Source organism: Rhizobium leguminosarum, from assembly GCF_001679785.1.
Taxonomy (GTDB): domain Bacteria; phylum Pseudomonadota; class Alphaproteobacteria; order Rhizobiales; family Rhizobiaceae; genus Rhizobium; species Rhizobium leguminosarum_R.
The window spans coordinates 2,824,092-2,838,095 of the sequence record NZ_CP016286.1 but is presented as its reverse complement, the minus strand read 5'-3'; the positions used below and the strand labels follow the sequence as shown (position 1 = coordinate 2,838,095).

General features: G+C 62.3%; 13 protein-coding genes and 1 tRNA gene. 7 read left to right on the top strand and 7 right to left on the bottom strand.

Annotated features, from left to right (window positions below):
- The first annotated feature begins 214 nt into the window (after positions 1–214).
- The 5 genes from BA011_RS14155 to BA011_RS14135 all read left to right on the top strand — a co-directional run bounded on the left by BA011_RS14155 (position 215) and on the right by BA011_RS14135 (position 3,178).
- The gene (locus BA011_RS14155) at positions 215–562 is read left to right on the top strand and encodes a hypothetical protein (RefSeq protein ID WP_237352480.1); all 348 of its coding nucleotides are present in this window, start codon (positions 215–217) and stop codon (positions 560–562) included.
- A 147-nt stretch (positions 563–709) separates the two neighbouring features.
- Positions 710–1,132: a cysteine rich repeat-containing protein gene (locus BA011_RS14150; protein ID WP_065280937.1), complete on the top strand. Its 423-nt coding sequence runs from the start codon at positions 710–712 to the stop codon at positions 1,130–1,132.
- Between the two features lie 24 nt (positions 1,133–1,156).
- On the top strand, positions 1,157–1,726 hold the full coding sequence (locus BA011_RS14145; RefSeq protein ID WP_065280936.1) for an OmpA family protein: 570 nt from the start codon (positions 1,157–1,159) through the stop codon (positions 1,724–1,726).
- 18 nt (positions 1,727–1,744) lie between these two features.
- On the top strand, positions 1,745–2,431 hold the full coding sequence (locus BA011_RS14140) for a hypothetical protein (protein ID WP_065280935.1): 687 nt from the start codon (positions 1,745–1,747) through the stop codon (positions 2,429–2,431).
- A gap of 21 nt (positions 2,432–2,452) precedes the next feature.
- Entirely contained in the window at positions 2,453–3,178 is a 726-nt protein-coding gene (locus tag BA011_RS14135; protein ID WP_065280934.1) for an LssY C-terminal domain-containing protein, read from the top strand.
- Between the two features lie 638 nt (positions 3,179–3,816).
- On the opposite strand, the gene BA011_RS14130 is transcribed toward BA011_RS14135, so the two are convergent.
- On the bottom strand, positions 3,817–4,428 hold the full coding sequence (locus tag BA011_RS14130; RefSeq protein ID WP_151343473.1) for a GNAT family N-acetyltransferase: 612 nt from the start codon (positions 4,426–4,428) through the stop codon (positions 3,817–3,819).
- Between the two features lie 213 nt (positions 4,429–4,641).
- Here BA011_RS14130 and BA011_RS14125 point away from each other — a divergent pair, with 213 nt between their 5' ends.
- Positions 4,642–5,832, top strand: a complete 1,191-nt coding sequence (locus BA011_RS14125; RefSeq protein WP_065280932.1) for an IS481 family transposase — start codon at positions 4,642–4,644, stop codon at positions 5,830–5,832.
- A gap of 43 nt (positions 5,833–5,875) precedes the next feature.
- Here BA011_RS14125 and BA011_RS14120 read toward each other — a convergent pair.
- The 4 genes from BA011_RS14120 to xylF all read right to left on the bottom strand — a co-directional run bounded on the left by BA011_RS14120 (position 5,876) and on the right by xylF (position 9,567).
- Positions 5,876–5,952 (bottom strand) — tRNA-Arg (locus BA011_RS14120).
- Between the two features lie 205 nt (positions 5,953–6,157).
- Complete coding sequence (locus BA011_RS14115; RefSeq protein WP_003542059.1) at positions 6,158–6,940, bottom strand: ATP-binding cassette domain-containing protein; 783 nt, start codon at positions 6,938–6,940, stop codon at positions 6,158–6,160.
- Positions 6,941–6,954: 14 nt separating this feature from the next.
- Complete coding sequence (locus tag BA011_RS14110; RefSeq protein WP_027664003.1) at positions 6,955–8,268, bottom strand: sugar ABC transporter permease; 1,314 nt, start codon at positions 8,266–8,268, stop codon at positions 6,955–6,957.
- Between the two features lie 258 nt (positions 8,269–8,526).
- On the bottom strand, positions 8,527–9,567 hold the full coding sequence (gene xylF / locus BA011_RS14105; protein WP_065280931.1) for a D-xylose ABC transporter substrate-binding protein: 1,041 nt from the start codon (positions 9,565–9,567) through the stop codon (positions 8,527–8,529).
- A gap of 227 nt (positions 9,568–9,794) precedes the next feature.
- Between xylF and BA011_RS14100 the strand changes: the two genes are divergently transcribed.
- On the top strand, positions 9,795–11,054 hold the full coding sequence (locus tag BA011_RS14100) for an ROK family transcriptional regulator (protein WP_065280930.1): 1,260 nt from the start codon (positions 9,795–9,797) through the stop codon (positions 11,052–11,054).
- A gap of 152 nt (positions 11,055–11,206) precedes the next feature.
- Here the strand turns inward: BA011_RS14100 and BA011_RS14095 are convergent, their stop codons facing one another.
- Together BA011_RS14095 and iolG are read right to left on the bottom strand one after the other, a co-directional pair.
- Positions 11,207–12,415 carry a helix-turn-helix domain-containing protein gene (locus BA011_RS14095; protein WP_065278963.1) on the bottom strand — a complete coding sequence of 403 codons (1,209 nt, stop codon included), beginning with the start codon at positions 12,413–12,415 and terminating at the stop codon, positions 11,207–11,209.
- Between the two features lie 338 nt (positions 12,416–12,753).
- Positions 12,754–13,746 (bottom strand): inositol 2-dehydrogenase, encoded by a 993-nt coding sequence (gene iolG, locus BA011_RS14090; protein ID WP_065280929.1) that lies wholly within the window; start codon positions 13,744–13,746, stop codon positions 12,754–12,756.
- Between the last annotated feature and the right edge of the window lie 258 nt (positions 13,747–14,004).

The window sequence follows — 14,004 nt, the reverse complement described above, 5'->3', positions numbered from 1 at the left end:
CCGGCACCAGCCACGGCGCCTTGAGCTTGGCTCATGTGCCATAGCAACGATCTGCAGGACTGCAGGGAGGCGGAGCTTGAAGTCAAGATCAGGGCCGTCGGCACCATGGATCTACCTGGGTCTCCTCGCAGCTCAGACCGCTGCGGCCTTGATCCTGTTCTGGATCGTGTTCCCCATCTTTCATGGCTTGGTCACCCACCTCGGGGAGCGGCAGATGCTGGATCTCTCGGACCAGGTCGGGATTGTTGCCAACGCCGCGCTGCTTCATTGCTGTTACTGGACACGGTTGAAATGGGTGCCGGTCACGTCGCCGTTTCACAGTGTCTTTGCGGCGCATCTGCTCTTCTTCGCCAGCAGGGTGAGCTTCTTTTTCGGCGGCGCGCTCTTCTCGGCCATTTTCTTCAGGCATCTGCCGGAACTCGACGCCTTTCCGCCATTCGCCCAGGCGTTCGTGAAGGGCCTGTATGTCGCGGGGACGCTGTTCGGACTCTTCTGCTACTCGCTCGAACTGGATCGCTTCGGGAAGGCGATGGAGGATCGGCCGCCAGAGCGCGGCGAGTAGCTGCCACATCCATCGCTGCGGCGACGCGTTGAACGCCGTCTCCTACGGTCCGTGTAACCGTAACATACTTCCCTTCTCACCCCCGAAAGCGCACCAGATGCGTGCGGAGAGTTTCTCCGACGATCAATCGTTCACGATGGGGGTAACATGTCGACGAGAACCAGACTGTTAGGAGGGGCGCTGGTCGCGTTCCTGGCGCTCAGCGGTGCGGCCCGTGCCGACACCATCAGCTTTGCCGATGCGGTGAGCACGCTCGCCAACGACTGCGGATCCGACATCAAGAAGTTCTGCAAGGGCCTGAATCTCGGGAGCGGCCGCATCCAGAACTGCCTCGAATCCCATGCCCCAAAAGTCTCGCCGACCTGCACCTCGACACTGGCGAGCGTCACCACCTCGATTGAGCAGCGCCTTGCCGCCCAGTCGTCGTTCACCGCGATGTGCAAGCACTATGTCGCGCAGTTCTGCAGTGGCGTGGTGGGCGAGGGAAACATTCTTTCCTGCCTGAACAAGGCGACGCGCGTGAACGAAGGCCAGTGCGGCCAGGCCATCATCGACGCCGGCTGGCGGTGAACCATGTTGAAGGGACACAGGATCATGAAGAGCTTTCGACTTGCGACGATGCTTGCCGCCGGACTGCTGCTGGCACCCGGCCACTCGTTCGCCCAGGAACTGAGCGGTCCGCAGGTGGTGCGCACGCTCGGCAGATTGCAGGGAGGGGCTCCCGGCATCGACATTGCGTTGCTTATGGAAGAAGCGGCGGCGAGCGCAGGCAAGGGCGTCGCCGCGCTTCCCGACTGGCAGAAACTCTCGAAGCTGTCGCAGCTCATCGTCGAGATCGACTTCGAGAACGACTCCATCGCCATCGAACCGAAATCTTATCGCACCGTCGGCATGATCGCCGACGCCCTGCATCATCCGAACCTGCGGCGCTACAAGTTCCTTGTCGTCGGACACACGAGCTCGACGGGCGACGCCAAGCACAATCTGGACCTCAGCCAGAAGCGGGCGAACGCGATCACGGAGGCATTGTCGACGACCTTCGCCATCGCCCCGGACCGCCTATTCGCTATCGGCGTCGGCGAGGAGTGGCTCGTAGATCCGTCGAACCCGCAGGCCGCCGACAATCGGCGCGTCCAGCTCGTGAACCTCGGTCTCGTGAAGTAGCAAAAAGGAGAATTCTCCATGAAACGCCATATACGGATCGGCACTCTCGCCGTAGCCTGCCTCATGTCGTTCGCAGGAGCGGCGCAGGCCGAAGACGCGATCACGGCACCCGCCGCCAAGACCATTGGAGCGACCACGGCCACGAAGATGGTGCCGTCGCTCGCCGTCCTCAATTCCGGCGGGGCGACGCTGGTCGACGGCAAGCTGACGATGACGGGCGTCACCCCGAACTCCATCGTGTTCGCCGACCGTCCCGTACGATCGGCCGGACATGTGCTCACGACCGAGTTCATCAAGGAATGGGACGAGGGCAAGGACAGCTTCGCGGTCGACCCGCCGAACGCGACGATCTCCGTCATGAGCAGCGATGGCACCGCTGTGGAAGACGCGGTCGTGGTCCTGACCAAGCCAAAGCTGGATGGCGGCACGCTGACCTTTGACGTCCAGGTTCTCGAGGGCGAACTCGCAAAGGCCAATGGCCCGGCTTCGCTTTTCATCGACATGTTCGTGGCGCGCGCCGGAATGGGGCGTGTCGGCGTGGTCGGCGTGGGTGCGGTCGGCTTTCATGGGGGCTGGTATGCGCACCCTGCGGCCCGCTACGGCGCCGCGGTCGCGACGGGCGCGGCCATCGGTGCCGCGGCGGCCTCCGCGCCATACTACTATCACCCCCCTTGCGGCTACTACCCGTATCCGCCCTGCTACTGAAGTCGGGAGCGGCACATTGCAATGGAACAGGGGAGAAGCAGTCGAGGCAGATGGAAGTCGGCGGCGGGCGTTCTTGCCGCCGTCCTCCTGGCGTATCTGCTCGTCTGCTACCTGGTGATGCCGGAGCTTTGGATCTTCCGCGACCGGAGCACCGTTGCCGATCTCAGCCGGATGGTCACCACGACCGGCGACGACATTCCGGGCGACCCGATCAACGTCGGGGTCGTCGGCCCGAAGCAGCAGGTGATCAAGGCCTTCGCCGCCGCCGGCTGGGATCCCGCTGACAGGATAACGTTGCTCTCCTCGGTCGAAATCGGCCTGAGCGTGGCGTTTGATCGGCCGGATCTCGATGCACCCGTCAGCCCGCTGTTCTTCGACGGCCGGAAGCAGGATCTGGCTTTCGAAAAGCCTGTCGGACGAAGTGCGGACGAGCGCCACCACATACGCCTCTGGCAAACGGCGACCGTCGGCGCCGACGGCCAGCCTCTGTGGCTGGGCTCCGCCAGCTTCGACCGCGGCGTCGGCGTCAGCCACGACACCGGGCAGATCACCCACCATATCGGACCCGATCTCGACGCCGAGCGCGAACTGGTGATCGGCGACCTCAAGGCCGCCGGGCAGATCTCCATGACCTACGAGCGCGCAGGCGTCGGTGCGACAAAAGATGGTCGCAACGGCGGCGGCGATCCGTACTTCACCGACGGTCGAATCCTTGTAGGGGTGCTGAGATCGGCCGAAAAGCAATAGGATCAGCGGCGGCTGGACAAGGACGAGGGGAGCGACCGCATTGATGAGACTGCGGTCTTCGCAGCCACGCTGCGCGATGCTTTCATCGAGAGGAAGGGACTCGCGGAGGTCAGTTGAGCCGCTCTCGTGATGGCCGGTGGGGCACGCGGCGGCCGGGCTCGAAAACTTCCTCGCCTGCACGCGCGCCGGCAGTCCGACAAAACCTGCCGGCGATGCCAAGTGGGTCTACCTTGTTCGCAACAGGGCGGAATGGGGGCCTGCGTCCAATTTGAGTGCGAATCGCTGGAAACATCCCCGATTTCGGCCTCCGTTTCCGACGGCCTGCCGTACTCCGAAGGATGAAATTGCTGATTCCTGATAGCGCGAGACGGCCCGAGAAATACGCCAAGTAGACTGGAACCACTGCCGAACCCTTTCGGCTCAAAAGTGTTACCTATGTCCGAGGAATAACCACCTATGTGTCCAGAACGGACAATGGAGAACTGGCGCACCGGACGAGATGAAACTGGGCACCGCTATGTCATTGTTGCGCCAGTTGATTTCTAAGAACACTTCTCGGAGCGGAGGGCCCGCTTTGCGGCCAGGAGCGGACCAGCGCTTGAACAAGTAGATTTCGGCCCTATTACATCAGTTTTGACTCATTTCGGTGCCCGAGTCATTGCCCAGAGCGTGGGCGCCCCCGCAAACGGATGCCCCTCCACGGCGATTACGAAGCCAAGCCGACGATAGAAGTCGTGGGTTCGCGGAAAGGGCGTTTCCAAATAGCATGGCGCGCGCGACCGGTCGGCGTTCTCCAATACCGGGGCAAGCAGGCGAGATCCAATGCCGCTACCTTGCATCTCAGGCTCAACCCCGGTGAAGAAAAGGTACCAATGCGGCTCGGCAGGATGCCCGGATTCGAGCCCAGCGAAGCCTTCGAATAGGGCGACCGCAGCTTTTGGGTCGATCGCACGTACCCGGTTTTCAGTCAGCGTTTGGCGCCTGAGGTCCCTGGCGGTCGACTGTCCAGCGTCTGGTGGCCGCCAGACCGCCGCCGCCACAATCTTCTCATCCATCATGGCCGCATAGACGTGCCCAAACCTGATGTGCGTGCGCACCACATCGTTAAAGAAGGCTCGGAACACCTCGGCGCGCCGGTTGGCTTCAGGAAAGTAATACGAGAAGATCGGGTCGGGCATGAATGCCCGCGTCAGCAGGGCAACTGCCTCTTTCACTCTGGTGGGTGGCAGCCGACCAATGACCAGTTCCACAACGTCGCCCCTGCTTGACCGCTGGCTCTTAAAACTCGGTAAAAGAGATTGTATTGACGCAGTTTGAAGGAGTCTATCCGGCCGAACTTCCGCTTGGGGTCAGAACTAGACGTCACGACACGATTTTGGAATGTACTGCCCGACCTGAGAGATAGGTGACGTTTTGTACCGGAGACATGGGTAACACTTTCCGTTTTGGAGCGGGAGGTGTTGATGCCGTGGAGAGAGACTTCGGTCATGGAGGAACGTCTTCGATTTGTCGCCCGGCTGCTTGAGGGCGAGGGTATGAGCGATGTTTGCCGGGAGTTCGGCATCTCGCGCAAGACCGGCTACAAGATCTTCAACCGTTACAAGGACGAAGGGCTTGATGCCCTGACGGACCGGTCGCGCCGACCGGTCCGTTATGCCAACCAGTTGCCCGAGCCAGTCACGGCGATGATCGTGCGACTGAAGAAGGAAAAACCATATTGGGGAGCACGCAAAATCCGGGAGCTTCTGGTCAAGCGGCTTGCAGGCGATGTGCGCATTCCCGCCACAAGCACCGTGCATGCCGTGCTCGACCGACACGGCCTTGTGAGCCAGGCCCGCAAGAGGAACCGGGCGAACAAGGCCGTGGGAACGGTGCTTGGTGAAGCGCTTGCTCCCAATGACCTCTGGTGCGCCGATTTCAAGGGAGAGTTCAAGCTCGGCAACGGACGCTACTGTTACCCCTTGACAGTCACCGACCAGGTATCACGCTACCTTCTCTGCTGCGAGGCCTTCGAATCGACCCGCGAGCAGGGCGTCTTCGAAGCCTTCCGCAGGCTCTTTGCCGAACGCGGGCTGCCCACCGCCATCCGCTCCGACAACGGTCTGCCCTTCGCCAGCCCCAATGGGCTCTACAATCTGTCGAAGCTGTCGGTCTGGTGGCTGAGGCTCGGCATCGGCATCGAGCGCATCAAACCCGGCCACCCGCAGCAGAACGGCCGCCACGAGCGCATGCATCTGATGTTGAAGAAGGAGGCCACCCGCCCGCCCGGCAGGACGATCCTCCAACAGCAGGCACGCTTCGATGACTTCATCCGCGAATTCAATGAGGAACGCCCACATGAGGCGCTGAACATGCGGCATCCGGCAGAGATTTATCGGCCGTCAGACCGCCTCTATACCGGCCTGCCCGAGATCGAATACCCCTTCCATGACCGCGACGTGCTGGTCACCAATTGTGGACGCATCTGTATGCACCGCAAGAAGATCAATATCTCAACCGTCATGGCCGGACAGAAACTCGGCATCAAAGAAGTCGATAACGGCATTTGGCTCATAAGCTTCATGCACTATGATCTGGGATATATCGACCTGGAGCAGAGAACCTTGCAAACCATCGACAACCCGTTCGGCACGAGGTTGTCACCTATGTCTTAGGTACGTTCCGTTACCTATGTGTCGGGAATGGACAAAATCGGAATGGCGCACCCGACAGGATTCGAACCTGTGACCTTTGGAATCGGAATCCAACACTCTATCCAGCTGAGCTACGGGTGCATGCTTGAGGCGGTTTGAATCGCCTGTCCGATGGGTGGTTCTTAGCCTAGCTTGCGGCTGGCTTCAATCGCGAAATTCTCAGAAATACGGGTGCTTGCAGTTTGGTGGGTGTTTTTATCCGTCAGCCCCGAGGATCGTTGCATAAAAACTCCGCCGGCCTTGCGGGCGGCGGAGCGTGATTGTCGCGGCTGTCGCCTTTCGGCGGTCAGATCTGCATGGCGCCGGGGCCGGGGATCGCTTTTGGCGGCACCTTGCCGAGGATGATCATGCCGAGGACTTCGTCCTTGGTCACATCCTCGGTGCGGGCGTGGCCGACGACCTGGCCGTTCTTCATCACCGAGACGCGGTCGGCGAGGTCGAAGACGTCGTGGATGTCGTGGCTGATGAGGAAGATGCCGATGCCTTCCTTCTTCAGCTGCTTGATGAGCTCGCCCACCTGCGCCGTCTCCTGGGGGCCGAGCGCTGCCGTCGGCTCGTCCATGATCAGGATGCGGGCGTTGAAGAGGATCGCACGGGCGATCGCCACCGACTGCCGCTGGCCGCCCGAAAGCGCCTTCACCGGCTCCTTGAAGCGCTTGAAGTTGGGGTTGAGCCGCCCCATCACCTCGCGGGCCGAGGCTTCCATTGCCACGTCGTCGAGCGTGCCCCAGCGGGTCTTCAGCTCGCGGCCGAGATAGAGGTTGGCGGCGGCGTCGACATTGTCGGCGACGGCGAGCGTCTGGTAGATCGTCTCGATGCCGTATTTCTTGGCATCGCGCGGATTGCGGATGTCGGCCGGCTCGCCGTTGATCAGGATCTCGCCGCCATCGCGCTTATAGGCGCCGGAGAGGATCTTGATGAGCGTCGACTTGCCGGCGCCGTTGTGGCCGAGCAATGCCACGACTTCGCCGGGGTAAAGATCGACCGAGGCATTGTCCACGGCGTGAATGCCGCCGAAGGAGATCGAGATGTTTTTCAGTTCCACGAGGGGAGTGCGTTGATCAGCCATGTTTCGGGCTCCTCTCACTTGGCACGGGCGCGATAGACGGTGTCGAGCCAGACCGCCACGACAAGGACGGTGCCGACGACGACGCTCTGCAGCGGCGTGTCGACATGCGCAAGCACCATGCCTGACTGCAGCGACTGCATGACGAGCGCACCGAGCATGGCGCCGGCGATGGTGCCGGTACCGCCTGCCAGCGACGTTCCGCCGATGACGGCGGCGGCGATGGTGTAAAGCTCGTCGAGCGTACCCTGCGAGTTCGTTGCGGCATTGAGGCGGGCGGTGGAGATCGCCGCTGCGACGGCTGCGAGAATGCCCATCAGCGCGAAGATGCGCACGGTGACCCAGCGGGTCTTGATGCCGGCGAGCTCGGCTGCCTCGGGGTTGCCGCCGATCGCGAAGACGTAGCGGCCGAAGCGCAGCCTTGTCGCGATGAAGGTCATGATGATGCCGACGACGATGGCGATCAGGACCGGCACGGCGATGCCGTAGGGAATATCCAGGCCGGTTTCGGGCCAGGGAATATTGTTGGTCTCGGCATATTTCTTGGCGATGTTGATCGGCCAGTAATAGCTGTTGGCGACCCAAACGGCGCCGAGGATCAGCACGCAGCTCAAGGTGGCGAGGAAATATTCAGCCCACATCGGCCGGCGCGGAAAGCCGAAGCGGCGGCGCTGCCGGCGCGAGCCGACGATGCTGGCTACGACGAAGAGGCAGGCGGCGATGCCGACAATCCAGCTCCAGGTAGCGCCGATCGAGCCCTCGGCGCCGCCGCCCATAATGCGGAAGGTCTGGTCCATGGGGGCAACCGTCTGGCCGCTGGTGACGAGCCAGGTGGCGCCACGCCAAACGAGCAGTCCGCCGAGGGTGACGATGAAGGAGGGGACGTTGAGGAAGGCGATGATAATGCCCTGGAAGGCGCCGATCAGGCAGCCTGCCGCCACGCCGACCAGCAGCGTGATCGCCCAGGTGAAGGGACTGTCGAAGCCGATATATTCCGGCAGGATCTTGGCCTGCGTCACGCCCATGATCATGCCGCAGAGGCCGAGCACGGATCCCACGGAAAGGTCGATGTTGCGGGTGACGATGATCAGCACCATGCCCGTCGTCATAATGGCGATGTCGGTCGTCTGAACCGAGAGGTTCCAGAGATTGCGCGGGGTCAGGAAGAGGCCGCCGGTGATGATGTGGAAGCCGATCCAGATGATGATGAGCGCGCCGATCATGCCGAGCAGACGCGTGTCGATCTCGGTAGCGCGGAAGAAGCGGGTTACCGGACTGGCTTCCGCCGTTCGCGGCCCGCTTGATGTCGTTGATTTTACCATTTCGGCCATGGGTTTGCCGTTCCCCAACTTTTGTTTGGACGGATGCGCCGGCGTGCCAGAAACTGCGGCGTCATGCGTCTGTTCTTCAACTGGCCATCGCGGAGCTTCCGGAAACTGGGTCGCGTGGCGTCGCGACGCTTCCGGCAGGGAATGAAAACCCGCGATGGCGCGGCGAGGCGGAGAAATTTCGTCGATCGAATTCTCATCCGCATCCGGCGCCGCAACGGTGTTCCGCTGCGGCGCCGGCAATTTCAGTGCAGAGCTTGCTTACTTGCAGGCAGCGACTGTGTCGGCCTTCACGCCCTGGCAGGCTTCAGCCTTGGAGATCCAGCCGGCGTCGATGACGAGGTTCAGATTCTCCTTGGTGATTGCAAGCGGCTTCAGGAAGACTGACTGCATTTCCACGCCCTTCGGGCCGCCCTTGAATGCCTGGGCGCCATCGATCTTGCTCATGTCCTTGCCGCCGGCGAGGTCGAGAGCGATTTCGGCGGCGCGCTGGCCGAGTTCGCGGCTGTCCTTCCAGACGGAAACCGTCTGGGTGCCAAGAGCGATGCGGTTCAACGCCGCCTTGTCGCCGTCCTGACCGGAGACCGGAACGGAGCCGGCGAGGCCCTGTGCGTCGAGAGCGGCGATGGCGCCACCGGCGGTGCCGTCATTCGAGGCGACGACGGCGTCAACCTTGTTGTTGTTGGCGGTCAGGAACTGCTCCATGTTGCGCTGAGCGTTCTCCGGCAGCCAGCCGTCGGTATATGCTTCGCCGACATTCTTGATCTTGCCGGCGTCGATGGCGGCCTTCAGGACTTCCTGCTGGCCCGAGAACAGGAAGTCGGCATTCGGATCGGAAGACGAGCCCTTGATGAAGACGTAGTTGCCTTCCGGCTTGGCCTTGAAAACGCCTTCAGCCTGGAGGCGGCCGACTTCCTTGTTGTCGAAGGTGATGTAGAAGGCAGCCGGGTTTTCGATCAGGCGGTCGTAGCCGACGACAGGGATGCCTTCGGCGGCGGCCTTTTCGATCGCCGGGGCGATGGCGTCGGAATCCTGGGCGAGAATGATCAGCGCATTGGCGCCCTGCGAAATCAGCGATTCGACGTCGGTCAACTGCTTGGCGGCAGAAGACTGCGCGTCAGCGGAAATATACTTGGCGCCCTTGGCTTCGAGAGCCTTCTTGATGGCGGCTTCGTCCGTCTTCCAGCGTTCTTCCTGGAAATTCGACCAGGAAACACCGACGACGAGATCGGCAGCCATGGCAGCGGTATGCACGGAAACGAGGATGGCAGCACCCGCCATCAATTTCAAAATAGACTTCATAATGTCCTCCCGAGTGGATTGCGACCGGCCCAGCCCATGCTTCCTCCGGCCACCGCGAATAGCTGTCGAGAATGGTTTGGATTTTTTTCTCGACAGTCGAGAAATTTAGTGTCAGAGATTTTTTCAACTGTCAACACTGCACTGCCAGCTTAATTTCCTTGCGAAACAGCGGCTGGAGATGCAGTGGAAACCACGGGAAGAGCAAGCAGGAGGAGAGGGCGGCATTCATGCTGACCAAGTCGAGCACGGAGCTGGTCCGGCAGAGAAACAGCGTGCTCGTGCTGTCCGTGTTGCGTCGCCACGGTGCGCTCGCGCATACCGAAATATCCGATTTCACCCGGCTTTCGTCGGCCACCATTTCGGCGATCACCACTGAGCTGGAAAAAGCCCAGATCATCGAAAAATCGGAACAGCAGCCGGCAAGCGGCCGCGGCCGGCCGCGCGTGCTGCTGCGCCAGCGGCGCGATTGCGGCTACCTCATCGTCGTCATCATCTCCTCGGATGCGGTGCAATATTCGCTGGTCGATTATGCCGGCAAGCTGATCGACCGCTTCAGCGAGGAACGTTCGCATGATCCGGCAGGCGCCGTCCGTTTTGTCGCGGCGGTGCGGGCCGGGCTTTTGCGCATTCTCGATCGCTCGAAGATCAGCCAAGAAAAGGTGCTGCTGATCTCGATCAGCAGCAAGGGGCTGGTCAATTCCACCGAGCCGGTTCTCGTCTGGTCGCCGATCTTCGGCAGCGAGCAGATCGATTTCGAATCAGCACTCCGGCCGGAATGGCAGGCCAAGGTGATCCTCGACAACGAGACGCTGCTGGTTGCAGCCGCGCTCGGCGCGCGTGAAGAGATCGTGAAGGGCGCCGATTTCCGCTCGCTCGCCGCCCTTTCGCTCGGCCATAGCGTCGGGCTCGGCATCGTCAGGCGCGGGAACCAGACGGGCCAGGAGATATCGGCGCCCAATTTCGGGCACATGCTGCACATGGCCAATGGCGGGCTCTGCCGCTGCGGCACGCGCGGCTGCATCGAGGCCTATGCCGGTTTCTACGCGATCCTGCGCAGCGCCTTCGAGGTGCCGCTCGATACGATCCCGGCAAAGTTCGTGCCGGTGGCGGAACTGGACAAGATCGCCGCAAAGGCGCGACAGGGCCACCGCGTCCCCGCCTTCGCGTTTCGCCAGGCGGGGCTGGCGCTCGGCAACGGGCTGTCGCGCATGCTGAGCCTGACGGAGCGCATGCCGATCGCCATCACCGGGCCGGGCACGCGTTATTACGACCTTCTTCGGCAAGGGATCGAAGAGGGTCTCGGGCAGTCGCATATCGTGCGCATGGAAGGCATGCCCGAAATCAGGGTGGTACCCGACGAGCAGATCCTCGTCTTCGAAGGACATCTGAACCGGGCGCTGTCGGTGATCGACGAGGATATCGTTGTCTCGGGCATTCAGAGCGGGGCGGGCGCCCCAGGATCGGCGAGTATTCAAGAGACGGATTGAGGTTTCTTTCAACCGACGTGTGGTGATTGCAGCAGCAATGGGCCGGTCGGTAGTGTGCGGTAGTATGCGACTTTGAGGGGTGTGCCGTGCCAGCCCCCCTCTGGCTTGTGTCCAGCCGATAGATGGGTAACAGATTGAACCGGATAGATGGGTTACAGTTCTCCCCCTTGTAAACCAGTGTCCGCCCCTGCGCCGGCTGGTCGGGGTTGCAGGGCGCTGGGGCGGACAAGCCGCTTGGTCTTCCTGTCGATGATGCCGAGCGGATGGGCATGGAAGCGTAGCGTCCAGATGCCCGCTTCATTCTCCTCGATCGCCACGACCTCGCCGGCCAGCGCTGCTGCGACATAGACGAGGTCGCCGTTCCATTTGATCTCGCCATTGGAGCGCACCCGGCGCACCGCCGCCTCGGCCGGATAGTCCGGTTCAGGCAGGCGGTCGGGCAGGCGCCGCAGTGACGGTCGGTAATGATCAGCAGGCACGTCCATAGCGAGCGCCTCGTGTGGACGCTCGGCGTTGTAATTCTGGCGAAATGCGTCAAAGACCGCCTGCTGCGCGGCATGGTCGACCTCCGGCGCCATGGCCAGCGGCAGCATCGTCAGATGGAAGCGTTCGTGGCGGCCGTTCTGCTGCGGTTTGCCCGGCTGGATGCGCTCCAGGCCGATGCCGAGCTTGATGAACCGCACAGCAAGCGTCGTCAGCCCGGTGACGCCAATCGCCGCGAAGGGCGAACCGTTGTCGCTGCGAAAGCGCTCCGGCAGTCCGTGCTCGGCAAACAGCCGCTCGAACACCGGCCAGGCCTCTGCCTCGGCCGGCGTCGCGCAGGCTTGCAGCGCCAGCAGAAAGCGGCTCGCCGTATCCATCACCGTCAGTGGCTCGCAGCGCCGCCCATCGCGGGTCCGGAACCAGCCCTTGTAATCGGCGCTCCACACCGCATTGGGCCCGTTGGCCGGTGCGAACGGGCCGCAACCAGCCGCCCGCCAGCGATGCCGCCGGCGCCCGACCAGCCCGTGGCGCTTCAGGATCTCGCCTATCGTCGAGGCCGCCGGCCAGCAAAGCTGCGGCGCCGACCGCTTCAGCCGCGCCAGCACCTTCTTCGGCCCCCACTGCGGATTCGCCTCCTTCTCCGCCACGATCCGCGCCACCAGCTCCGCCGCCGTTGCCCGCCCGTGCTCAAGCGGCGCCCGCGGCAGGTCGATAAGCCCCGCAGGCCCGAGCGCCCGATACCGCTCCAACCATTTGTAGCCCGTCTTGCGCGATATCCCGTAGGCAGCACACAGCGCCGTCATCGTCTCCTCGCCCGCAAGACATTCCCCAACAAAGCGCAGCCGCTCGTCCATGATGCCAGTCTCTCTCCAAACCATCGCCGGGTCCTCCCGGCTGTCAGAGAACTGTCACCTATGTAAACGGTCCGTTCTGTTACCTATCTATCCGGGTCGGACACCTGCCGGGCATCTCCCCCACAGGTGGGGAGATCACAAGTGGCTAAACCTTCTTGCCCATCTACCGTTTCGCCGCGCTGGACGCTGATTGTTTGGGGAAGCCAGTGCGCCCAGCCAATCTCCCCACCTGTGGGGGAGATGCCCGGCAGGGCAGAGGGGGGCGACCGCGGCACGCCGTTGGCCAAAAGATCTCTGGAACGCGAAATGGCCGGGCAACCGCCCGGCCATCTCATGCATGGCTTCCGGTCGGGAGAGGGCCGTCAGCCGATCTTGATGAGCTTGCCTTCCTTGACGGACAGGACTGCGGCATCGGCGAGTGCCAGCGCTGCGAGACCATCGGCGCCCGATGGAGAGATCTTGCTGCCCTTCTCGATCGCGGCGATGAAGCCGGCGATCTCGTTGGCATAGGCTTCGGTGTAGCGCGTCATGAAGAAATCGTGCAGCGGCGGGCGGGTGTAGCCTTCGCCGTTTGCGACTTCGATCGAAATAGGACGCTGGTTTTCAGCCGCGACCATGCCCTTTGCGCCATGCACCTCGATGCGCTGGTCATAGCCATAGGTGGCGCGGCGGGAGTTGGAGATGACGGCCTGCTTGCCGGATTTCGTCTGCAGGATCACCGAAACGCTGTCATAGTCGCCGGCTTCGCCGATCGCCTTGTCGACGAGCACGGCGGCGGTCGCCAGCACCGAGACCGGTTCTTCGCCGAGCAGGAAGCGGGCCATGTCGAAATCGTGGATCGTCATGTCGCGGAAGATACCGCCCGAGCGCTTGATGTAATCCACCGGCGGGGCGCCGGGGTCGCGCGAGGTGATCGTCACCATCTCGACATCGCCGATCTTGCCGTCGTCGATGACCTTGCGGACCGCCATGAAATGCGGGTCGAATCGGCGGTTGAAGCCGACCATCAGCTTGCCGCCGGTCTCTTCCACCACCTTGATGCAGGCCTTGACGCGGGCGACGTCGAGATCGATCGGCTTTTCGCAGAAGATCGCCTTGCCGGCGCGGGCGAAGCGCTCGATCAGATCGGCATGGGTATCCGTCGGCGTGCAGATGACGACGGCGTCGATGTCCTTGGCTGCCTCGATCGCCTCGATGGTGCGGACCTCGCAGCCATAGGCGGAGGCGATGGCTTCGGCTGCCTGCGGAAAGGCGTCGGCGACCGCGACGAGCTTTGCATTGGCGTCGCCGCTGACAGCCTTCGCATGAACCTTGCCGATGCGGCCGGTGCCAAGAAGACCAAATCTCACTGTCATTCCAACCTCCCTTGAATTCGGAACAAATAAACCGAATTGTCAAATTTCTGGAATTTTCATTCCACCTTCTCTGCGTCGCGTCAAGGCCTCGGATCTTTCACATTTGCAAGATTCGAACCAGAGCATTTCCCGCTCGAATTGAAGCGTTCTGCCGGAGCCGGCCTTTCGAACATTCGATACCGTTTGAGCCAACAGAATACTTTAATCTGGCCAGGAAAGGCTTTAGAGACAAGCGCGGCACAGGCCGAGGGCAGTGCG